The 20,152-nt window shown below is 73.7% G+C and carries 21 protein-coding genes; 6 read left to right on the top strand and 15 right to left on the bottom strand.

Annotated features, from left to right (window positions below):
* The first annotated feature begins 292 nt into the window (after positions 1 to 292).
* A complete protein-coding gene (locus IGS69_RS19485; RefSeq protein ID WP_190901588.1) occupies positions 293 to 988 on the top strand; it encodes an SCO3374 family protein in 696 nt (231 codons plus the stop codon).
* Positions 989 to 997: 9 nt separating this feature from the next.
* Here the strand turns inward: IGS69_RS19485 and IGS69_RS19480 are convergent, their stop codons facing one another.
* The 10 genes from IGS69_RS19480 to IGS69_RS19435 all read right to left on the bottom strand — a co-directional run bounded on the left by IGS69_RS19480 (position 998) and on the right by IGS69_RS19435 (position 9,589).
* Positions 998 to 1,333 carry a histone-like nucleoid-structuring protein Lsr2 gene (locus IGS69_RS19480; RefSeq protein ID WP_010048839.1) on the bottom strand — a complete coding sequence of 112 codons (336 nt, stop codon included), beginning with the start codon at positions 1,331 to 1,333 and terminating at the stop codon, positions 998 to 1,000.
* Between the two features lie 263 nt (positions 1,334 to 1,596).
* Positions 1,597 to 2,130 carry an amino-acid N-acetyltransferase gene (locus tag IGS69_RS19475; RefSeq protein ID WP_190901586.1) on the bottom strand — a complete coding sequence of 178 codons (534 nt, stop codon included), beginning with the start codon at positions 2,128 to 2,130 and terminating at the stop codon, positions 1,597 to 1,599.
* 9 nt (positions 2,131 to 2,139) lie between these two features.
* Positions 2,140 to 2,613, bottom strand: a complete 474-nt coding sequence (locus tag IGS69_RS19470) for a BlaI/MecI/CopY family transcriptional regulator (RefSeq protein WP_190901584.1) — start codon at positions 2,611 to 2,613, stop codon at positions 2,140 to 2,142.
* 148 nt (positions 2,614 to 2,761) lie between these two features.
* Positions 2,762 to 2,950, bottom strand: a complete 189-nt coding sequence (locus IGS69_RS19465; protein ID WP_190901582.1) for a hypothetical protein — start codon at positions 2,948 to 2,950, stop codon at positions 2,762 to 2,764.
* Positions 2,951 to 2,968: 18 nt separating this feature from the next.
* Complete coding sequence (locus IGS69_RS19460) at positions 2,969 to 3,637, bottom strand: hypothetical protein (RefSeq protein ID WP_232543581.1); 669 nt, start codon at positions 3,635 to 3,637, stop codon at positions 2,969 to 2,971.
* A gap of 525 nt (positions 3,638 to 4,162) precedes the next feature.
* On the bottom strand, positions 4,163 to 4,960 hold the full coding sequence (locus IGS69_RS19455) for a type III pantothenate kinase (protein ID WP_190901580.1): 798 nt from the start codon (positions 4,958 to 4,960) through the stop codon (positions 4,163 to 4,165).
* A 15-nt stretch (positions 4,961 to 4,975) separates the two neighbouring features.
* Complete coding sequence (gene nadC / locus IGS69_RS19450) at positions 4,976 to 5,950, bottom strand: carboxylating nicotinate-nucleotide diphosphorylase (RefSeq protein ID WP_190901578.1); 975 nt, start codon at positions 5,948 to 5,950, stop codon at positions 4,976 to 4,978.
* 5 nt (positions 5,951 to 5,955) lie between these two features.
* Positions 5,956 to 7,665, bottom strand: a complete 1,710-nt coding sequence (locus IGS69_RS19445) for an L-aspartate oxidase (protein ID WP_190901576.1) — start codon at positions 7,663 to 7,665, stop codon at positions 5,956 to 5,958.
* Positions 7,662 to 8,663 (bottom strand): pantoate--beta-alanine ligase, encoded by a 1,002-nt coding sequence (gene panC, locus IGS69_RS19440; RefSeq protein ID WP_190901574.1) that lies wholly within the window; start codon positions 8,661 to 8,663, stop codon positions 7,662 to 7,664. The genes IGS69_RS19445 and panC overlap by 4 nt, the downstream gene beginning before the upstream one ends.
* Positions 8,660 to 9,589, bottom strand: a complete 930-nt coding sequence (locus tag IGS69_RS19435) for a Rossmann-like and DUF2520 domain-containing protein (protein WP_190901572.1) — start codon at positions 9,587 to 9,589, stop codon at positions 8,660 to 8,662. Before IGS69_RS19435 ends, panC begins: the two co-directional genes overlap by 4 nt.
* Before the next feature lie 197 nt (positions 9,590 to 9,786).
* Between IGS69_RS19435 and IGS69_RS19430 the strand changes: the two genes are divergently transcribed.
* Positions 9,787 to 10,968: a threonine aldolase family protein gene (locus IGS69_RS19430; protein ID WP_232543580.1), complete on the top strand. Its 1,182-nt coding sequence runs from the start codon at positions 9,787 to 9,789 to the stop codon at positions 10,966 to 10,968.
* Here IGS69_RS19430 and IGS69_RS19425 read toward each other — a convergent pair.
* On the bottom strand, positions 10,961 to 11,146 hold the full coding sequence (locus IGS69_RS19425) for a hypothetical protein (protein WP_190901568.1): 186 nt from the start codon (positions 11,144 to 11,146) through the stop codon (positions 10,961 to 10,963). The genes IGS69_RS19430 and IGS69_RS19425 overlap by 8 nt on opposite strands.
* Before the next feature lie 158 nt (positions 11,147 to 11,304).
* Here IGS69_RS19425 and IGS69_RS19420 point away from each other — a divergent pair, with 158 nt between their 5' ends.
* Entirely contained in the window at positions 11,305 to 12,411 is a 1,107-nt protein-coding gene (locus IGS69_RS19420; protein ID WP_190901566.1) for a DUF5937 family protein, read from the top strand.
* Positions 12,412 to 12,535: 124 nt separating this feature from the next.
* On the opposite strand, the gene IGS69_RS19415 is transcribed toward IGS69_RS19420, so the two are convergent.
* Positions 12,536 to 13,204, bottom strand: a complete 669-nt coding sequence (locus tag IGS69_RS19415) for a response regulator (RefSeq protein WP_190901564.1) — start codon at positions 13,202 to 13,204, stop codon at positions 12,536 to 12,538.
* Positions 13,205 to 13,260: 56 nt separating this feature from the next.
* Complete coding sequence (locus tag IGS69_RS19410; protein ID WP_190901562.1) at positions 13,261 to 14,454, bottom strand: sensor histidine kinase; 1,194 nt, start codon at positions 14,452 to 14,454, stop codon at positions 13,261 to 13,263.
* Positions 14,455 to 14,572: 118 nt separating this feature from the next.
* Between IGS69_RS19410 and IGS69_RS19405 the strand changes: the two genes are divergently transcribed.
* Positions 14,573 to 15,583: an SAM-dependent methyltransferase gene (locus IGS69_RS19405; protein WP_190901560.1), complete on the top strand. Its 1,011-nt coding sequence runs from the start codon at positions 14,573 to 14,575 to the stop codon at positions 15,581 to 15,583.
* A 3-nt stretch (positions 15,584 to 15,586) separates the two neighbouring features.
* Here IGS69_RS19405 and IGS69_RS19400 read toward each other — a convergent pair whose 3' ends face one another.
* Entirely contained in the window at positions 15,587 to 16,738 is a 1,152-nt protein-coding gene (locus tag IGS69_RS19400; protein ID WP_190901558.1) for an NADH-quinone oxidoreductase subunit D, read from the bottom strand.
* Between the two features lie 31 nt (positions 16,739 to 16,769).
* Here IGS69_RS19400 and IGS69_RS19395 point away from each other — a divergent pair, with 31 nt between their 5' ends.
* Positions 16,770 to 17,300 (top strand): PH domain-containing protein, encoded by a 531-nt coding sequence (locus tag IGS69_RS19395; protein WP_190901556.1) that lies wholly within the window; start codon positions 16,770 to 16,772, stop codon positions 17,298 to 17,300.
* The gene (locus tag IGS69_RS19390) at positions 17,297 to 18,631 is read left to right on the top strand and encodes a PH domain-containing protein (RefSeq protein WP_190901546.1); all 1,335 of its coding nucleotides are present in this window, start codon (positions 17,297 to 17,299) and stop codon (positions 18,629 to 18,631) included. The genes IGS69_RS19395 and IGS69_RS19390 overlap by 4 nt, the downstream gene beginning before the upstream one ends.
* Before the next feature lie 69 nt (positions 18,632 to 18,700).
* On the opposite strand, the gene IGS69_RS19385 is transcribed toward IGS69_RS19390, so the two are convergent.
* A complete protein-coding gene (locus IGS69_RS19385; protein ID WP_385864916.1) occupies positions 18,701 to 19,984 on the bottom strand; it encodes a hypothetical protein in 1,284 nt (427 codons plus the stop codon).
* Positions 19,985 to 20,152: the final 168 nt, after the last annotated feature.

The raw sequence follows: 20,152 nt of genomic DNA, 5'->3' as shown, positions 1-20,152 counted from the left end.
TCTGCTCCAACCCGATGGTGCGAGACGATGTTCCCGCAGGCCAGGCAGATACCCCACTCGCCAGTACGCCGATGGCGAACGTGAGACGTCCTTTCCTGCGTGTCGCCCCCTCCCACTAGGGATGTCTTACCCGTGACGACCGGAAGTCCATGCCCGGCGCCCCCGTTCCCTCCGCTACGGGCGAACAACCTTGCGCCTCCCCGCACCCCCCTCGCGCCCCCATTTCGCCACTCTGTGCGTTTACAGCACCACCCAGCGTAACCCTCAGGCGCTTCCGGGTGTTGCACTTGGCATGTTCGGCGCCCCTCAGCCCGTGACCCCGTCCTCGACCCCGCTCGTCCCACTCCCCCGCCGGCCGCTCGGCCCGTCCGGCGGGAGCGGTCAGGTCCGGCGGTGGTACGAGAACGAACTGGGGTGGCCGACGGTGCCCGGGGATCCCCTGCGGCTGCCGGTGGGGGTGCGCTACGACGTCCTGGACGTCCCGGCGGAGGCGGGGCACGCGGCCCTGCGGCGCCTGGCGTCCGGCTCTCCCGTAGCGCTGCACGGCGGCCGGATGCTGCTCCTGGTGGCGACGGGCAGCGCGGAGGAGCTCCCCGGGCTGCTGGAGTGGCTGGACTGGGGGACCCTGTCGCTGGATCTGCTGGCGATCGGCGCGGGCGGCCTCATCGAGGCGCCGTCACCCCCGCTGCCTCAAGGGGAGGGGGCGCTGCCGCCGGCACGCGCATCGCGCACCGCGGCGCCCTGCGAGGCGGATGTACCGCCTGCTCCCCGGGGCCGGGTCGGTTCCCAGGGGGCCGCCGTGTGGCTGCGGCCCCCCGAGCCGGGATGCGAGGTCGAGGCCTCGCTGCCGACGCTGTCGGCGCTGGGGGGCGATGGGGACGCCCCCGATCTGGTGCGGCTGGTGAACACGGTGGCCACACAGTGCCACCGGGTCCGGCTGCGGCGCGCGTGCGCCCAGCCACCGGCCGTGCGTGCGCAGGGTCGGTAGGGCCGCTGTTCAGCCGTTGGCCTTCTCGTAAGCCTCGCGGATGGTCGCGGGAACACGGCCGCGGTCGTTGACCTCGTAACCGTTCTCCTTCGCCCAGGCGCGGATCGCCGCGGTGTCCTGGCTGCCGCTCGAAGCGGCGCGCGCCTTTCCGCGCCCGCCCGAAGCACGGCCTCCGGTACGCCGACCGCCCTTCACGTAAGGCTCGAGAAGGCCACGGAGCTTGTCCGCATTGGCAGTGGTGAGATCGATCTCGTACGTCTTGCCGTCCAGCGCGAACGTCACGGTCTCGTCCGCCTCGCCACCGTCGAGGTCGTCGACAAGAAGGACCTGAACCTTCTGTGCCACCGGATTTCCTTTCATCGATATCTTCAGGGCGGGTGTGCCGGCGTCCGCCGTATCGCCGTCCCCTGTTATATGCAGTACTGCAGTACGTCGGAAAGCAAACCGCTTTTGCCGGAAAAACACAAACCCCCGGCAGAGTCCGGCAGCCCGGCCCCGGTCCGGAAACGTACGCGTTTCGGACATAGGGAACCGGGGCAGGGTGGGCGCCGTGGAATATGCCTTGACGAACCGGCCTGACCCGCTAGCGGTCTACTGGCGCCCGGGGATCACAGATGCAGAAGCATCCGGCTGTTGCCCAAGGTGTTCGGTTTCACTCGTTCGAGTCCGAGGAACTCCGCGACACCCTCGTCATAGGAACGCAGGAGCTCCGCGTAGACATCCGTGTCGACGGGCGTCTCGCCGATCTCCACGAAGCCGTGCTTGGTGAAGAAGTCGACTTCGAAGGTCAGACAGAAAACACGGCGAACGCCGAGCCAGCGGGCGGTCTGCAGCAACTTCTCCAGCACCCGGTGTCCGACGCCCGCGCCCTTCAAGCCGGGCTTCACCGCGAGAGTGCGGACTTCCGCGAGGTCTTCCCACATCACGTGCAGCGCGCCGCAGCCGACGACCTCGGCGTTGTCGTCCCGTTCCGCGACCCAGAACTCCTGGATGTCCTCGTAAAGCGTCACCGTTGCTTTGTCGAGCAGGATGCGCCCGCGGACGTAGGCGTCAAGGAGGCCCCGTACGGCCGGGACGTCGCTGGTGCGGGCCCGTCGGACGGTGATGGCTTTTGCGGTGGCTTCGTCGCTCTTCGCGGACATGCCGGGACGCTATCGCCCGCCGTGGTCCCGAGCGGAGGCGGGGTTCTCCTCGGTCTGTTCCCCGGGTTCCGCTCGTTCGGCCGGTTCTGCGGATTCCGACGGTTCGGTCGGTTCCTGGGTTTCCGGGCCCTGGACGATGCGGACGGCATCGTTGAGAGACCGCCGCTGTTCCTCGCTCATCATGCCGAAGAAGGCGACGAGAGCGGCGGCGGGGTTGTCGCTCTGCGACCAGGCGTCGTTCATCAGGGCGGCCGCGTAGGCGGCGCGGGTGGAGACCGCCTCATATCGATAGGCACGGCCTTCCGCCTCGCGGCGCACCCAGCCCTTCTGATGGAGATTGTCCAAAACGGTCATCACGGTGGTGTACGCGATGGACCGCTCCTTCTGAAGATCTTCCAGGACTTCTCGAACGGTCACCGGGCGGTTCCACTTCCACACCCGCGACATGACCGCGTCTTCGAGTTCTCCCAATGGGCGAGGCACAGCTCAGAACAATAGTGGGAGATCCCGGTAATGGCGTGGCGGACGTGCGCGTGACCGGCGAACGGGAACAAAAAGGGCGTACGGCTCGTGAGTGCGGGCGCCGCGGGGTGCGGGTCCGCCGAGTCGTACGCCCTCGGAGGGGGTGGGGTCAGGCCTCGGCCTTCGGGGAGGTCGCGGCGGTCTGGCGGGCGCCCTCCACGCGCGCGAGGGCGGCGTCCACGGCCGCGTCCTCCTTGGCCTTGTTGGCGCCACCCTGTGTCTTCACGATCACCCGGATCACGCCGACGAAGAAGACGGCCATGACGGCCGGGGGCAGGAGCGCGGAGACGTAGTCCATGGATCCAGGGTAGCCACGTCAGCCGGCGGCGAGGTGCTGGGGGTTCGCGGGGGGTGGCGGGGCCGGCTTGCGGCGCGGGAAGACCTCGCCCGGGGTGGGGATCGGGCGGGAGGGCTTCGGGGTGTCCGGGCCGGGCGCGGGCGCCGGGGCGGGCTTGGGGGCCGGGGCCGGTGGCTTGCGGGTGGGCTTCTTCTCGGGCTGCTTCTCCGGGCCGCCGCCGGCGGACGCGGCCGCCGGGGCGCAGCGGCCTCCAGGGATGGCCAGGAGGCGGGTGCGGGAGCCGGGAACGGCGGCGACGGGGAGTTCGGCGGGGGTGAGGGTGGTGACCGCGCAGCGATCCAGCAGGGCCGCCGCGGTGGGGTTGCCGCGCAGGGCGCGGAGGGCGGCGAGGTCGTCGGGCAGGGGGCGGTAGCCGGCGCCCAGCGCCTCGTCCAGCAGCGCGAGGTAGCCGGCGGCGGTTCCGGGGAGGGCGGCGCGATACCGGCCCAGGTCGGCCACGAGGAAGGCGCGCAGCCTGGCCCCCTCCCGCAGTGCCTCGTCGAGTGACTCTGCGAGACGGAGACAGTCCTGGACGTCGTCGGCCGAGGCGGGGGTGGGGTCGAGGGCGAGGGCGAGAGCGCGGCGGAGCACACGCAGCTCCTCCACACCGAACGCCATGCCGCCGCGGGATCCGTATGGCGTGGGCATGCGGCGACGATACGCGCTAATCAGACAAATTGCGCATAGGGGATGGGTGTGGCGCGGGGGAACACTCGGGTGGGGGTTGGGGGGGGCGGCGGCGAGGGTGCCGGGCGTCTGTAGCCGGGGCGCCGGAGGTGGTGTGGCTGGGCTGCCCGGGGGTGGCGCGGCTCGGGTGCCGGGAATGGCCTCAGAGGCGGCGTAGCCGGGGCGCCGGTAGCGGCGCGGCTGGGGGCAGGCTGCTGGCCGACGGACGCCGGAGGCAGGGGCCCCGGGGGTGGGTGCCGGAAGTGGCGCGCGCAAAAGCCGGGAAGCGGCGCCGACGCCAGACGCCGGAAACCGCGCGGCCGGGGGGGCGCCGGAACGGCGCGGCTCCGGGGGAGGGGAGGCCGCGTGGCGGGGGGCAGGCCGCGTGGCCGGGGGGCGGCGGCGGCCGTGAGCGCCGGACGCGGCGTTGCTGGGGATGACCGGGGCGGGCGGGGCTGGGGACGGGGCGCGGGGCGCCTCGGCGGGTTGCGCCCCGTCCCCAGTCGCTCACGTGCGCGAGACGTTGCGCTCGTAGACCAGTCGCAGTCCGATCAGTGTCAGCCACGGCTCGTGTTCGTCGATCACCGACGACTCACCCAGGACCATCGGCGCGAGGCCGCCCGTGGCGATGACGGTGACGTCGTCCGGGTCCTGGGACAGCTCGCGGGCCATGCGGTTGACCACGCCGTCGACCTGGCCGGCGAAACCGTAGATGACACCCGACTGCATCGCCTCGACCGTGTTCTTGCCGATGACGCTGCGGGGCCGGGCCACCTCGATCTTGCGGAGCTGGGCGCCGCGGACGCCCAGGGCCTCCACGGAGATCTCGATGCCGGGTGAGATGACCCCGCCGACGTACTCCCCTCGCGCGCTGACCGCGTCGAACGTCGTCGCCGTGCCGAAGTCGACGACGATCGCGGGGCCGCCGTAGAGCTCGACCGCCGCGACCGCGTTGATGATGCGGTCGGCGCCGACCTCCTTGGGGTTGTCCATGAGGATCGGCACGCCCGTCTTAACGCCCGGTTCGACGAGGATCGCGGGCACGTCGCCGTAGTAGCGGCGCGTCACCTCGCGGAGCTCGTGCAGGACCGAGGGGACGGTGGCGCAGATGGCGATGCCGTCGATGCCGTCGCCCAGCTCGTCGCCGAGGAGCGGGTGCATGCCCATCAGGCCCTGGAGGAGGACCGCCAGTTCGTCCGCGGTGCGGCGCGCGTCCGTGGAGATGCGCCAGTGTTCGACGATCTCGTCGCCGTCGAACAGGCCGAGGACGGTGTGGGTGTTTCCTACGTCGATCGTCAGCAGCATGGCCCGTACCCGCCCCTACTCCGCCGGCCGCAGGTCCAGGCCGATGTCCAGGATCGGCGAGGAGTGGGTGAGGGCTCCGACGGCGAGGTAGTCGACGCCGGTGTCCGCGTACGCCTTGGCGTTGCCGAGGGTGAGGCGGCCCGAGGCCTCCAGGGCGGCGCGGCCCTGGACGATCCCGACGGCCTCGGCGCACTCGGCCGGCGTGAAGTTGTCCAGCAGGATCAGGTCGGCGCCGGCGTCCAGGACCTCCCGGAGCTGGTCCAGGGTGTCGACCTCGACCTCGATGGGCACGTCCGGGAAGCGTTCGCGGACCGCCTGGAAGGCCTCGGCGACGCCGCCCGCCGCGACCACGTGGTTGTCCTTGACCAGGGCCGCGTCCGAGAGGGACATGCGGTGGTTGACGCCGCCGCCGCAGCGGACCGCGTACTTCTCCAGGCCGCGCAGGCCGGGGGTCGTCTTGCGGGTGTCGCGGACCTTCGCCTTGGTCCCCTCGAGCGCGTCCGCCCACGCGCGCGTGGCCGTCGCGACGCCCGACAGGCGGCACAGGATGTTCAGCGCGCTGCGCTCGGCCGTGAGGAGGTCGCGGGTGCGGGTGGTGACGGAGAGGAGCTTCTGGCCCGCCTCGACACGGTCGCCGTCCTCCGCGTGGCGCTCGATCTCGAGCTCTTCCTCGCAGACCACCGAGATGACCGCCTCGGCGACCCGCAGGCCGGCCACGGTGCCCGCCTCGCGTGCGGTGAAGTCGGCCGTGGCCACCGCGTCCTCGGGGATGGTCGCCACCGTCGTCACATCGACGCCGTGGGCCAGGTCCTCCTGGAGGGCCACGTTGGCGATGTCCTCGACCTCGACGGGGTCGAGGCCGGCGTCGGCCAGGAGCTGGGCGAGTGCGGGGTCCAGGCCGCACTCCAGGTACGCCTCGTCGTCCGCGCCGCAGGCGCAGCCGTCTCCGCAGCCTCCGGAGGAGACGAGGGGAAGGTCGGGGGTGCTCACGTCGGTCACTGCTCCTGGGGGGCCTTGGGCGGGAGGGTCGTAGGGAAGTCTGTGGTGTCCGTGGTGTGCACGGCCAGCGTGCGGTCCGGATTCAGGGTCACGACGATGTGGCGGCGCCAGGCCGCGTCGTCGCGCTCGGGGCGGTCCTCGCGCCAGTGGCAGCCCCGGGTCTCCTCGCGCAGCAGGGCCGCGGCCACCAGGACGCGGGCCACGCACAGGAGGTTGGTGGCCTCCCAGGTGTCGACGCCGGCCTCGGCCGTCTTGCCGTGCTCGGCGAGGGCCTCCCGGGCGTCGGTGTGCAGGCGCTGGAGCTGGTCGGCGGCCTTGGTGAGGGACCCCGCCGAGCGCAGGACGCCCGCCCCGCCCGTCATGATCCGCTGGATCGTGAAGCGGGCCTCGGGGGCCTGCAGCGGGTGCTCGGGGATCTCGGGGTGCGCGACCGGCTGGGGCACGCGCGCGTGCAGGCCGTTCGCCGCGATGTCGCCCGCGATGCGCTCGGCGTAGACGAGGCCTTCGAGCAGGGAGTTGGACGCCAGCCGGTTGGCGCCGTGCACCCCGGTGCAGGCGACCTCGCCGCACGCGTACAGGCCGGGGACGGTCGTACGGCCGTGGGAGTCGGTGCGGACGCCGCCGGAGGCGTAGTGGGCGGCCGGGGCGACCGGGATGGGGTCGGTGACCGGGTCGATGCCGTGGGCGCGGCAGGCGGCCAGGATCGTCGGGAAACGGTGCTCCCACATCTGCGCGCCGAAGTGCCGGCCGTCGAGGTACACGTGCTCGGTGTCCTGCTCCAGCATGCGGCGCAGGATGCCCTTGGCGACGATGTCGCGGGGGGCGAGCTCGGCGAGTCCGTGCTGTCCGACCATGAAGCGCACGCCGTCGGCGTCGATCAGGTGGGCGCCCTCGCCGCGCACGGCCTCGGAGACCAGGGGCTGCTGGCCCTCCGCGTCCGGGCCGAGGAACAGCACGGTCGGGTGGAACTGGACGAACTCCAGGTCGCTGACCTCCGCGCCGGCCCGCAGCGCGAGCGCCACGCCGTCGCCCGTCGACACCGACGGGTTGGTGGTGGCGGAGAAGACCTGCCCCATGCCGCCGGTCGCGAGGACCACCGCGGGGGCGTGGACGGCGCCGACGCCGTCGTGCTGGCCCTCCCCCATGACGTGCAGGGTCACACCGGCGGTGCGGCCCTGCGCGTCCGTGAGGAGGTCCAGGACGAGCGCGTTCTCGACGGTGCGCATGCCCCGCGCGCGGACGGCCTCGACCAGGGCGCGGGAGATCTCGGCGCCGGTGGCGTCACCGCCGGCGTGGGCGATGCGGCGGCGGTGGTGGCCGCCCTCACGGGTGAGCTCCAGAGCTCCCTCGGAGGACTCGTCGAACCGGGCGCCGGTCTCGATGAGGCGGCGTACGGCGCCGGGGCCCTCGGTGACCAGGAGGCGGACCGCGTCCTCGTCGCACAGTCCGGCGCCCGCGACCAGGGTGTCGTCGAGGTGCTGCTCGGGGGTGTCGCCCTCGCCGAGGGCCGCGGCGATGCCGCCCTGGGCCCAGCGCGTGGAGCCGTCGTCGAGCCGGGCCTTGGTGACGACGACCGTCCGCAGGCCCGCGGCCTCGCAGCGCAGGGCGGCGGTCAGGCCGGCGACGCCGGAGCCCACGACGACCACGTCCGCGGCGATGGACCAGCCGGGGGCGGGCGCGTGCAGTCGTATGCCTGTGGTGGTCACGAGGCGGCTCCGAAGCGTGTGAAGGTGAGCGGGACGTTGTCGATCAGCCGGGTCGCCCCGACCCGGGCGGCGACGGCGAGGACCGCGTCGCCGGTGAAGTCGTCCCCGATCTCGGTGAAGTCGGACGGGTCGACCAGGGCGAGGTAGTCCAGCACGAGCGGCGGATCAAGGCGGGCGGCCTCGTCGAGGACCTGGCGGGCGGCCGCGCGGACGGCCGCCGGGCCGCCCGGGACGGCCGTTGCCACGGCGTGCGCGTCGGCCGCCGCGCGGGACTCCCCTATGGCGCTGAGCGCCTCGGCACGCGCGCGCGTGGCGGGCACTTCACGGGCCCGGGCGCGCAGTGCCTCCTGCGCGGCGTGCCGGTCCTGGCCCGCGAACAGGGCCCCGGACAGGGCGAGGGCGGTGCGCCGCTCGGCGGCCGACAGGTAGCGGTTGCGGCTGGACAGGGCGAGGCCGTCCTCCTCGCGGACGGTGGGCACGCCGACGATCTCCACGCCGAAGTTCAGGTCGCGCACCATGCGGCGGATCAGGGCGAGCTGCTGGGCGTCCTTCTGGCCGTACAGGGCGACGTCGGGGCGGGTCAGGTGCAGCAGCTTGGCGACGACGGTGAGCATGCCGTCGAAGTGGCCGGGGCGGGAGGAGCCCTCCAGGCGCTCGCCCATGGGGCCCGCGGTGATGCGGACCTGGGGCTCGCCGCCCGGGTAGACCTCGTCCACGGCCGGGGCGAACACGACGTCCGCGCCCGAGCGCTGCGCGAGGGCGAGGTCGGCGTCCAGGGTGCGCGGGTAGCGGTCGAGGTCCTCGCCCTGGCCGAACTGGAGCGGGTTGACGAAGACGGTGACGACGACCTCGCCGTCCGGCCCGGCGATGCCGCGCGCGGTGCGGATCAGCGTGGCGTGGCCCTCGTGCAGCGCCCCCATGGTCATCACCACGGCGCGCCGGCCGGTACGCGTGCGTGCGTGCAGTTCGCCCGCGGTGCGCAGCAGGGTGGTGGTCATCGGGCGTCCCCTTCGGTGCCGTCGGTCCCGTGGGCGAGTACCCCGAGGAGGTCCTCGGCGAGCTCCGGCTTCAGCAGGCCGTGGGCGAGGGCCCGGTCCGCGGTCGCGCGGGCCATCGCCAGGTAGCCGGCGACGGTCTGCGGGGCGTGCCGGCGCAGTTCGGTCACATGCGCCGCGACCGTGCCCGCGTCGCCGCGCGCGACCGGGCCGGTGAGGGCGGCGTCGCCGGAGCGCAGGGCGTTGTCCAGGGCCGCGCCGAGCAGCGGGCCGAGCATCCGGTCGGGGGCGGCGACGCCGGCCGCGCTCAGCAGCTCCATGGACTGGGCGACCAGCGTGACCAGGTGGTTGGCCCCGAGCGCGAGCGCCGCGTGGTAGAGCGGCCGGTTCTCCTCGGCGATCCACTCCGGCTCGCCGCCCATCTCGATGACGAGGGCCTCGGCGGCCAGGCGCAGCTCCTCGGGGGCGGTGACGCCGAAGGAGCAGCCGGCCAGCCGCTGGACGTCGACGGGCGTGCCCGTGAAGGTCATCGCGGGGTGCAGGGCGAGCGGCAGGGCGCCCGCGCGCAGGGCCGGGTCCAGGACCCGGGCGCCGTACCGCCCGGAGGTGTGGACGAGGAGCTGTCCGGGCCGGACGGATCCGGTGTCGGCGAGGCCGGTGACCAGGTCGGGCAGGGCGTCGTCGGGAACGGTCAGCAGGACCAGGTCGGACCGCTGGAGCACCTCGGCGGGCGGCATCACCGGTACGTCGGGAAGCAGTTGCCCGGCGCGGCGCCGGGAGGCCTCCGAGACGGCGGAGACGGCGACCGGGCGGTGCCCGGCGAGTTGCAGGGCTGCCGCCAGCGCGGGCCCCACGCGGCCGGCGCCGACGACGCCGACGGTGAGCCGCGCGGGGCGGTCCTTGGGGTCTGGCTGTGGGGTTGTGTTCACTCGACGGCGGCCTTCCCGTTCCAGTCCGCTCCGGGTACCGGACGATTTCTCGTCATGTTAACGCGATCGGTTCGAGGGGCGTTCGGTCGTCCACAGGCTTCGGTTGTCCACAGGCTGTGCACACCTGTACGGCGTTCCCGGAACGGCCGACGGAAATGCGGATGCCCGGCGGCACGCGCGCGAGGGAGGATCCGGGCATGACCGATACGGCGGAACACGGTGATCACGTGACGGACGAGGACCGGGGCGCACGGCTGCGGGAGCGGCGGCTGGCCGCCCACCGCACGGCCCGGCGCGTGTTCGCGCGCTTCGGCTTCCACCGCACCCTCCGCGAGCGGCTGGCGCTGCTGGAGGAGGCGGAGGGCGTGCACGACCTGGACGAGCTGTCCGACGTGTACGGCGACGGTGTCGTCGAGGCGCTGGAGACGAAGGTGGCGGGGCTGCTCGGCACCGAGGCCGCCGTGTTCTTCCCGACGGGCACGATGGCCCAGCAGGTGGCCCTGCGCTGCTGGGCGGGCCGCACCGGGAACCCGACGGTCGCCCTGCACGCGCTCAGCCATCCCGAGGTGCACGAGCGGAACGCGTTCAGGGAGGTCGGCGGCCTGCGCCCGGTGCGGCTGACCGGGGAGCCGCGGATGCCGACCGCCGCCGAGGTGCGCGACTTCGAGGAGCCGTTCGGGGCGCTGATGCTGGAACTGCCCCTCAGGGACGCCGGTTTCGTCCTGCCCACCTGGCAGGAGCTCACCGAGGTCGTGCAGGCCGCGCGGGAACGGGACGCGGTGGTGCACTTCGACGGGGCCCGCCTGTGGGAGTCCACCGTGCACTTCGGCCGGCCGCTGGAGGAGATCGCGGGCCTGGCCGACAGCGTCTACGTGTCGTTCTACAAGTCCCTGGAGGGCTTCGGCGGCGCGGCGCTCGCCGGCCCGAGGGAGCTCGTCGAGGAGGCGAGGACCTGGCGGCACCGGTACGGCGGGACGGTCTTCCAGCAGTTCCCCACGGCGCTGTCGGCGCTGGTCGGGCTGGAGCGGCAGCTGCCCCGGCTGCCGGAGTACGTGGCCCACGCGCGCGTGGTGGCCGCCGCCCTGCGCGAGGGGTTCGCGGCGGCCGGGGTGCCGTGGGCGCGCGTGCACCCGGAGGTGCCGCACACCCACGACTTCCAGGTGTGGCTGCCGTACGAGCCGGAGGTCCTCGCGGAGGCGGCGGTCCGCACGGCCGAGGAGACCGGGGTGGTCCTGTTCGCAGGCGCCTGGGACCGGGGCGGGCCCGGCCTGGCGCTCACGGAGGTGCATGTGCGGGCCGACGGGCTGGAGTGGACCGCCGAGGACGTGAAGGCGGCGGTGGCGGAGTTCACGGCCCGGCTGCCCGAGCAGGTCAGGTAGGGCGCCGCCACCACCGGCTCAGGGCGTCCCGGAGCCCGTGGCGGCCCGCGCGGGAGCGCCCTTCGCCGCGCCGCTCCCGTAGGGCCGGCCGGCCGTGCGTGCCCGGTGCGGGCGGGGCCGGCTCGCCGAGGGTCAGGGCGCGGTGGGTGTCGAGGAGGTGCTGCTGTGTGACGCTCATGGTGAATCGCCTCTGCGGGACGGGGTGATGGAGGTCCGAAGGCTCCGCGGCTGCCCCGGTGGTCCCACCGTGCGCCCGTGCCGGGGACGGCGTCGCGCCGATTGACGGGGGCCGTCAATCGGCGGGGCGTTGTCAGTGGGCGGGTGCACCATGAGGGCATGAGCGTGCACATCGACATCGCGGGGCTGCGGCCGCAGGAGGCCGCTGTCGTGCCCTCGCCCCTGGCGGAGCTGGGCATGGCGCTGCACGCGCTGTCCGAACCGGCGCACCACCCGGGTCTGCAGGGCTGGGTGACGGGCGTGACGGCCCGGCTCGACCCGCATCTGGCCGACCGGATGTGCGAGGCGGACTTCCTGTGGCGGACGACGTTCTCGGACCTGTTCCTGCCCTGGGCGGGCCTGCCGGACCGGCGCGCGCTCCCGGGCGCCACCCTCGCCGAGGAGCTGGACCAGCTCGACAAGCTGTCCGACGAGCAGTTCGTGGACGCGGCGCTGGAGTTCACCTGTGCCACGGGCTACGGCGAGCACGGGCCGACGCCCCTGTCCGACCCGGACACGCGCCGCCGGGCGCTGGACCTGGCCGCCGCGCGCGGACCGCGGCAGCTGCACTTCGGGGAGCGGCTGCTGGCCGACCCGCCCCGCATCCGGGCGTGGCTGCGGCAGTTCCTCCGGGACTGCGACGAGGCGTTCTTCGCGGAGGTCTGGGCCCGGCTGCGTCACCAGCTCGCGGCGGACGCCCGGCACAAGACGGACCTGCTGCGCCGCAAGGGCCTGGCGGAGGCGCTGGCCGCGGTGTCCCCGGCGATCACGCTCGACGAGGCAGCCGGGCGGATCACGGTCGACAAGCTGGGCGACGGCCGTACGGCCACGGGCGACGGCGGCCTGCTGCTCGTCCCCACCAGCCTGGGCTGGCCGCATCTGATGGTCCTGCACCGGCCCGGCTGGCAGCCGGTGCTGCACTACCCGGTCGGCTCCCCGGAGCTCGCCGCACCGCAGACCCTGGAGCAGCTGGCCATGCGGATGACCGCGCTGTCCCACCCGGTCCGGATGCGCATGTGCCGCCATCTGGCCCGCAGCGCGCACACCACCAGCGAGCTGGCGCAGGCGCACGGCATGACGGCCCCGGAGATATCCCGGCATCTGGCCGTGCTGAAGAAGGCGGGCCTGATCACCACCCGCCGCCGCGGGCGCTACGTCCTGCACCAGCTGGACGTGACGGTGGTGGCCCGGCTCGGCAGCGAGTTCCTGGAAGGGATCCTCAGGTAGCCCGGGAGGGGGGCCGGTACGCGGGATCAGCCGTGTCCGCCGGCCCGCGGGATCAGCCGTGTCCGCCGGTCCGCGGGATCAGTGTCCGCCGGTCCGCGGGATCAGTGTCCGCCGGTCCGCGGGATCAGCCGTGTCGGCCGGCCCGCACCAGCCCCGTCTCGTAGGCCAGCACCACGACCTGCACCCGGTCCCTGAGCCCGAGCTTGGTCAGGATGCGCCCGACGTGGGTCTTCACGGTCGCCTCCGACAGCACCAGCCGCGCCGCGATCTCGCCGTTGGACAGGCCCTGCGCGACCAGCACCATGACCTCGCGCTCGCGCTCGGTGAGCCGCTCCAGCTCCTTGTGCTGGGGCTGCTTGGTGCCCGGCAGCATCGGCGCGAAGCGGTCCAGGAGCCGCCGGGTGGTGGAGGGCGCCACGACCGCGTCACCGCTGTGCACGGCCCTGATGGCGGCCAGGAGATCGGCGGGCGGCACGTCCTTGAGCATGAAGCCAGAGGCGCCCGCCTTCAGCCCGGAGAAGGCGTACTCGTCGAGGTCGAAGGTGGTCAGGATGAGCACCTTGGGCGGGTCGGTGTCGGCGCAGATCCGGCGGGTCGTCTCCACCCCGTCGAGCTTGGGCATACGGACGTCCATCAGCACCACGTCGACCTCGGTCGTCCGCAGTTCCTGGAGGGCCTCGACGCCGTCGCCCGCCTCCGCCACGACCTCCATGTCCGGCTGGGCGGCGAGCACCATCCGGAACCCGGTGCGCAGCAGCACCTGGTCGTCGACGAGCATCACGCGGATCGTCATCGGGCCTCTTCCATAAGGGGGTCGTTACAGGTGTCAACCGGGGGCGTGCGCCGGTGTCAGTGCGCCGGTTTGAGCGGCAGCAGGGCACTGATGCGGAATCCTCCGCCCGGGCGCGGGCCGGCGTCCAGGGTGCCGCCGACCATACCGACCCGCTCGCGCATGCCGATCAGGCCGTGGCCCTGGCCGTCGAACCCGCCGTCCTCGTACAGCTCGTGCGGGGCGCCCTTGCCGTCGTCCTCGACGAGCAGGCCGAGTCCGTCGTCGAAGTAGACCAGTCGCACGCTCGCGCCCGCGTTGGCCCCGCCGTGTTTGCGGGTGTTGGTGAGCGCCTCCTGCACGATGCGGTAGGCGGTGAGTTCGACGCCGCTGGGCAGCGGGCGGGGCGTGCCCTCGACCTTGAAGTCGACGGGCAGTCCGGAGGTGCGGCACTGCTCGACGAGGTCCTCGATCTGCTGCACATCGGGCTGTGGCACGTACTCGCCGGCCTCCTGGTGCTCGCCGGTGCGCAGCACGCCGAGCAGGCGGCGCATCTCGGCGAGGGCCTGGCGGCCGGTGGAGGAGATGGTCTCCAGGGCCTTCTTCGCCTGGTCGGGCGCGGCGTCGAGGACGTAGGCGGCGCCGTCGGCCTGGACGACCATCACCGACACGTTGTGGGCGACGACGTCGTGCAGTTCGCGTGCGATCCGGGCGCGCTCGGCGGCGACGGCGACCTTGGACTGGGCCTCGCGCTCCTTCTCCAGGCGGGCGGCACGCTCCTCCAGCTGCGCAAAGTAGGCGCGGCGGGTGCGGATGGAGTCGCCGAGCACCCAGGCGAGGGCGAAGGGGACAGTCTGCAGGACCGCCAGGGCGATGTCGCCGGCCACCCCCGTCTGCTCGTTCGGCCAGCGCAGCTGCGCCAGGGGGGCCGCGCACAGGCCGGCCACCAGCGCGAAGCGGGAGGCCCAGCGGGCGCCTTCCGCGGCGACGGTGTAGACGATCGCCAGCATGGCGAAGTCGGCGGGCAGGACCGCGACGTCGGTGACCAGCTGCGCCACACCGACCGCCGCCGCGAGCAGCAGCATCTTCTCCGGCATGCGGCGGCGCAGCGCGACCACGAGGCTCAGCAGCAGCGTGATCGGAACGACCACGGTCCAGGGGCCGACCTGCTCGCCCGCCGCCCCGCCCACGACCGAAATCCCGAGGAGGACCACGGCCCAGAAGCCGTCGACCCACGTCGGGTGCCTGCGGAGGAAGTCATAGAGGCGCTGCACGTAACCCAGCGTAGGGAAGCGGGATAGGTGCAGGGGTCAACCGGAGGGCCGATCCGTACCGGGCGCGCGTACTCCGCAAGGTGGAGTTGCGTTCGTTGTGTCCGCTTAGCCTGGCCCGGTGACGTCAGGGACGAGGGACGAGTGGCAGGAGTGGCGCGGGTGGCGTGCGGCGGCGCAGGACGCCCTGTACGCGCCGGGGGGCTTCTACCGGCGCGCGGAGGGACCGGCCGGGCATTTCCGGACGTCCGTGCACGCCTCGCCCCTGTTCGCCCGTGCCGTGGCGCGGCTGCTGTGCCGGGTCGACGAGGCACTGGGGCGGCCCGCGGTGCTGGACTTCGTCGACATGGCGGCCGGGCGGGGCGAGCTGGCCGGCGGGGTGCTCGCCGCGCTGCCCCCGGACGTGGCGGCCCGCACGCGCGTGCGCGCCGTCGAGATCGCCGGGCGGCCCGCGGGGCTCGATCACCGGATCGAGTGGCTGGCCGAGCCGCCGCGGGGGACGACGGGGCTGCTGTTCGCCAACGAGTGGCTGGACAACGTGCCCCTGGAGGTCGCCGAGGTGGACGCCGCGGGCGTCCCGCGGCTGGTGCTGGTCCGGGAGGACGGGAGCGAGCGGCTCGGGGAGCCGGTGGACGGGGCGCGGGCGCGGTGGCTGGAGCGGTGGTGGCCGCTGCCCGGCGAGGAGGGACGGCGGGCCGAGATCGGCCTGCCCCGGGACGAGGCGTGGGCCGCGGTGGTCGCGACGCTCGGGCGTGGGCTCGCCGTCGCGGTGGACTATGCGCACACGGCGGACACCCGGCCCCCGTTCGGGACGCTGACCGGCTTTCGCGAGGGCCGCGAGACGACGGCGGTCCCGGACGGCTCCTGCGACATCACCGCGCATGTGGCCCTGGACGCGTGCGCGCTGCCCGGAGGGCGCGTGCTCCGCCAGCGCGAGGCACTGCGCACCCTGGGCGTGACCGGCGCACGCCCCCCGCTCACACTGGCCTCCACCGACCCCGCCGCCTACGTACGCGCCCTGGCGAGCGCCGGAGAGGCCGCCGAGCTCACCGCGACGGGCGGGCTCGGCGACTTCGGCTGGCTGGTGCAGCCCATCGGCGTCGAGGACCCCTTCGAAGCGCCGGAGGCTTGAGGGCTACTTGTCGATGTCCCCCACCACGAAGAACATCGACCCCAGGATCGCCACCATGTCCGCCACCAGCGTCCCCGGCAGCAGCTCCGTCAGCGCCTGGATGTTGTTGTACGACGCCGAGCGCAGCTTCAGCCGGTACGGGGTCTTCTCGCCCTTGCTGACGAGGTAGTAGCCGTTGATGCCGAGGGGATTCTCGGTCCACGCGTACGTGTGGCCCTCGGGCGCCTTGAGGACCTTCGGGAGCCGCTGGTTGACCGGCCCGGGCGGCAGCTCGGCGAGCCGGTCCAGGCAGGCGTCGGCCAGGTCGAGCGCGTTGTGGGTCTGCTCCAGGAGGCACTCGAAGCGGGCCAGGCAGTCGCCCTCCTGCCGGGTGACCACCTTCAGGACATCGGCCAGCTCGCCGTAGGCCAGGTACGGCTCGTCCCGGCGCAGGTCGAAGTCGACGCCCGAGGCACGCCCGATCGGCCCGCTGACCCCGTAGGCGTGCACGGCCTCGGCGGTGAGGGTGCCCACGCCCCGGGTGCGGCCGCGGAAGATCTCGTTGCCGAGCACCAGGTCGTCGAAGCGGTCCATCCGGGAGCGCACGTCGGCGACGGCCGTGCGCGCGCGGGTGGTCCACCCGGCCGGCAGGTCCTCCTTGAGGCCGCCGACCCGGTTGAACATGTAGTGCATCCGCCCGCCGGAGACCTCCTCCATCACGTGCTGGAGCTCCTCGCGCTCGGTGAAGGCGTAGAAGATCGGCGTGATCCCGCCGAGTTCCAGCGGGTACGAGCCGAGGAACATCAGGTGGTTGAGCACCCGGTTCAGCTCGGCGAGCAGCGTGCGCAGCCACACCGCGCGCTCGGGGACCTCCATGCCGAGCATCCGCTCCACGGCGAGGACCACGCCCAGCTCGTTGGAGAACGCCGACAGCCAGTCGTGGCGGTTGGCGAGCATGATGATCTGGCGGTAGTCGCGCGCCTCGAACAGCTTCTCCGCGCCGCGGTGCATATAGCCGATCACCGGCTCCGCGTGCTTGATGCGCTCGCCGTCCAGGACGAGCTTCAGCCGCAGCACACCGTGGGTGGACGGGTGCTGCGGCCCGATGTTGAGCACCATGTCGGTGCTCTCCGCGGCGCCGCCGATTCCGACCATGGTCTCCGTCGTAGGAGTCATGGACACAGTCTCCCCTACGTACGCTGGCCCCATGGAGACGGGGAGTCCGCAGAACACGGGGCCGGACGGGCCGCAGGGCACGATCGAGGACGCCGGGGACGAGCCGGTGTGGATCGCGCTGCCGCCCGGCCTGCTGAAGATGCGCCGGTTGCTGCTGGTCGTGTGGCTCGGGCTGGTCGCCCTGGCCGCCGGGCTGCTGCCGGGGCTGCTGGCCGGTCCCGCCTGGGCCGCCTTCGCGCTGCCGCCGCTGGCGCTGATGGTCTGGGGCTGGGTGATGACCGAGCGCAACTGGCGTTCCTGGCGCTATGCCGAGCGGGCCGACGACCTGCTGATCAGCCGGGGTGTGCTGTGGCGCGAGGAGACGGTCGTGCCGTACGGGCGGATGCAGCTGGTCGAGGTCACCTCCGGGCCCGTGGAGCGGCACTTCGGGCTGGCCAGCGTGCAGCTGCACACGGCCGCCGCAGCGACCGACGCGACGATCCCGGGCCTGGACCCGGCCGAGGCGGAACGACTGCGCGACCGGCTCACCGAGCTCGGCGAAGCCCGGTCGGCGGGGCTGTGACGGCGCCCGAGGCCGCCGAGGCCTCCGGGACCGCCGCCGAGGTCACCGAGCGGCGGCTGCACCCCGTCACCCCGCTGCGCCGCGCCTGGGCACCGGTCGCCGTGCTCATCGGCTGGGCCGTGCACGACCCCGACGGGGCACAGCGCCAGCTGACCCGGCTGACGACGACCACCCTGCTCATCGGCCTCGCCGTGCTCGTCCCGGCCGCCGCCCTCTACGGCTTCTGCTCCTGGTGGTTCACGCACTTCGCGGTGACCGACAGCGAACTGCGCATCCGTACCGGGCTCCTCTTCCGGCGCACCGCGCACATCCGGCTGGAGCGGATCCAGGCCATCGACATCACCCAGCCGCTGCTGGCCCGGGTCGCGGGCGTCTCCAAGCTCAAACTCGACGTCATAGGCACCGACAAGAAGGACGAGCTCGCCTTCCTCGGCGCCGACGAGGCACGGACGCTGCGGGCCGAACTGCTCGCCAGGGCGGCCGGTTTCGCCCCCGAGACCGCGCACGAGGTCGGCGAGGCCCCGTCCCGGCAGCTGCTGCGGGTGCCGCCCCGGGTGCTCGCCCTGTCGCTGGTGCTGACGGGCGCGACCTGGGGGTCGCTGGCCGCGGCGCTCGTCGTCCCGCCGGTGCTGTGGCTGCTCACCCACAGCCTGTGGACGGTCCTCGCGGTCGCCCTGCCGCTGCTGGGCGCGGCGGGCGCGAGCAGCGTCGGCCGGTTCATCGCCGAGTACGACTGGACGGTGGGCGAGTCGCCCGACGGGCTGCGCATCGACCACGGGCTGCTGGACCGGGCTCACGAGACGGTACCGCCCGGACGCGTCCAGAGCGTACGGCTCGTGGAACCGCTGCTGTGGCGGCGGCGCGGATGGGTGCGCGTCGAGCTGGACGTGGCCGGCTCGTCCAACTCCGTGCTGGTGCCGGTCGCTCCGCGCGAGATCGCCGAGGACGTCGTCGCCCGCGTGCTGCCCGGAGTGAGCGTGCCGGAGCCCGCGGCCCTGTCACCGGCGCCGCGCGGGGCCCGCTGGTGCGTGCCGCTGTGGTGGCGCGGCTACGGACTCGCCGTCACGGACGCGGTGTTCGCGTCCCGGTCCGGGCTGCTGCGGCGCAGCCTCGCGCTGGTGCCGCACGCCAAGGTGCAGAGCGTACGGATGACGCAGGGGCCGTGGGAGCGGGCCCGGGGCGTCGCCGACGTGTGCGTGGACACGGGCGCGAACAAGACGGTGCGGGCCCGGCTGCGGGACGCGGCCGAGGCGCGCGAGCTGCTGGCGGCACAGGCGGAGCGGTCCCGGACGGGGCGCAGGGACGCACGGCCGGACCGCTGGATGGCGTGACCCCCGACGCGCGGAGGGCCCCCGGCCGCAGCCGGGGGCCCTCCGTCGGAACACGCGTCCGAACGCGCCTCAGGACACCGCGCTGCGCAGCCCCTGTACGTCGATCTGCTCCGTCTCGTCGTGCGCCGTCAGGTCGATGACCTGGCCGATACCGCGCGACTCCTCGTCGACCGGCTTGTAGCGGGCCTCGGTCTCGGCCTTGTGCAGGGCGAGCGCCTCCTGGCCGACGACATCGGCGAGGTCCTCGTTCTGCACGGCCTCCAGCGCCGCCCGGGACGACCCGGCCTTCGTGCCGAAGAAGTCGAACCCGCCCCCGGCCGACGGACGCCGCACGGGCGCCTGCGGCGGGACGGCCACGGCGGTGGGCACGGTGAAGTGGCCGGAGAGCCGGCCTTTGGGATGCCCGGGCCGGTCCGTGACGTCGGCCCGCGCGGCTTCCGGGAGTTGCCCAGGGCCACCGGACTGCACGGGGGCGGCGTCCGACGCCGCCGGCTCGGCAGCCGCCTCGGGGGTGTCGACGGCCTGCGCGGAACGCTCGCCACCCGTCTCGGCCGTCGCCCGCTCGTGCCCGTCGGCCGCCTCGGAGCGCTCCTGCGCCCCGGTCCCGGCCTCGCCCTCCGGCGCCTGCTCCTGCTCCTGCTCCCGCTCCTCCGCCCGCTCCTGCTCCTGCTTCGGCTCCTGCGCGGCCTCCGCGTCCTCGCCGTTCGGGACGCCGTCGCCGTCGCCGTCGCCGCCACCGTCCGGGTCCGGCACCGTCTCGCCGTCGAACCGGGCGAGCGCGGCGGCGGCCCGCAGGAACAGCCGGGAACCCTCGGGCGAGAACACCGCGGGAACCTCGGCCCCCTCCTCGACGGTGAGGGCGTCGGCCGCCTCGTCCGGCTCCGGCGCGGCGTCCGCCGTGCCCGACGTACCCGCCGGAAGCGCGGCCCGCACCGGAGCCGTCGCCTCTATCTCGAGCACCCGGCGTTCCTCCAGGACGCTCGCGCGTTCGGTCTCCGACGTGGCGTACCGGCGCAGGAGCGCGGCGTGCTCGTTGCGCAGCCCGGCCAGTTCGGTGCGCTTGGCGCGCAGCCGCTGCTCCAGCTTTCCGCGCAGCTCGCGCGACTCCTCGAGGTCGGCCTCCAGTTCGGCGACCCGCTCCTCGAAGCGCCACTCGTCGCTCGCACGCGCGCGCGTGAGGTCGGCGACGCGCTTGCCCGCCTGGGCGTCCCAACGGCGCAGCACGACCGCCCCGATGACCGCCGTCGCCGCGGCGGCGGCGGCCAGGCCGCGGAGCACCAGCGGCTCCGTGAACACCCAGGGCCCCAGGGCGCAGACGAGGGAGACGCCTGCGATCGCCGACGGGGGGAGCATCCTGTGCAGGGGCGGGGAATGACGGTGACGTCCACGTGGCATGGCCAGAAACTTACCGCGCGTAGGCGAATCATGGTGACCCACCCCGCAAAAACAAAGCCACACCGAAACGTTCACACCACATCAGAACTCGGGAAGAAGCGGAATCGACCGCTCGTCCAATTCCCA

The organism is Streptomyces tuirus (genome assembly GCF_014701095.1).
Classification (GTDB): Bacteria; Actinomycetota; Actinomycetes; order Streptomycetales; family Streptomycetaceae; genus Streptomyces; species Streptomyces tuirus.
This window is presented reverse-complemented; position numbering and strand designations above follow the sequence as displayed.

What these genes read in the sequence shown, in the direction of transcription:
- IGS69_RS19425 (WP_190901568.1), bottom strand. Translation starts at nt 11,146, where the DNA reads ATGAGCGTCACACAGCAGCACCTCCTCGACACCCACCGCGCCCTGACC.
- IGS69_RS19485 (WP_190901588.1), top strand. Translation starts at nt 293, where the DNA reads ATGTTCGGCGCCCCTCAGCCCGTGACCCCGTCCTCGACCCCGCTCGTC.
- IGS69_RS19460 (WP_232543581.1), bottom strand. Translation starts at nt 3,637, where the DNA reads ATGCCCACGCCATACGGATCCCGCGGCGGCATGGCGTTCGGTGTGGAG.
- IGS69_RS19430 (WP_232543580.1), top strand. Translation starts at nt 9,787, where the DNA reads ATGACCGATACGGCGGAACACGGTGATCACGTGACGGACGAGGACCGG.
- IGS69_RS19395 (WP_190901556.1), top strand. Translation starts at nt 16,770, where the DNA reads ATGGAGACGGGGAGTCCGCAGAACACGGGGCCGGACGGGCCGCAGGGC.
- IGS69_RS19385 (WP_385864916.1), bottom strand. Translation starts at nt 19,984, where the DNA reads ATGCTCCCCCCGTCGGCGATCGCAGGCGTCTCCCTCGTCTGCGCCCTG.
- IGS69_RS19415 (WP_190901564.1), bottom strand. Translation starts at nt 13,204, where the DNA reads ATGACGATCCGCGTGATGCTCGTCGACGACCAGGTGCTGCTGCGCACC.
- IGS69_RS19400 (WP_190901558.1), bottom strand. Translation starts at nt 16,738, where the DNA reads ATGACTCCTACGACGGAGACCATGGTCGGAATCGGCGGCGCCGCGGAG.
- IGS69_RS19475 (WP_190901586.1), bottom strand. Translation starts at nt 2,130, where the DNA reads ATGTCCGCGAAGAGCGACGAAGCCACCGCAAAAGCCATCACCGTCCGA.
- IGS69_RS19420 (WP_190901566.1), top strand. Translation starts at nt 11,305, where the DNA reads ATGAGCGTGCACATCGACATCGCGGGGCTGCGGCCGCAGGAGGCCGCT.
- panC (WP_190901574.1), bottom strand. Translation starts at nt 8,663, where the DNA reads ATGACCACCACCCTGCTGCGCACCGCGGGCGAACTGCACGCACGCACG.
- IGS69_RS19465 (WP_190901582.1), bottom strand. Translation starts at nt 2,950, where the DNA reads ATGGACTACGTCTCCGCGCTCCTGCCCCCGGCCGTCATGGCCGTCTTC.
- IGS69_RS19455 (WP_190901580.1), bottom strand. Translation starts at nt 4,960, where the DNA reads ATGCTGCTGACGATCGACGTAGGAAACACCCACACCGTCCTCGGCCTG.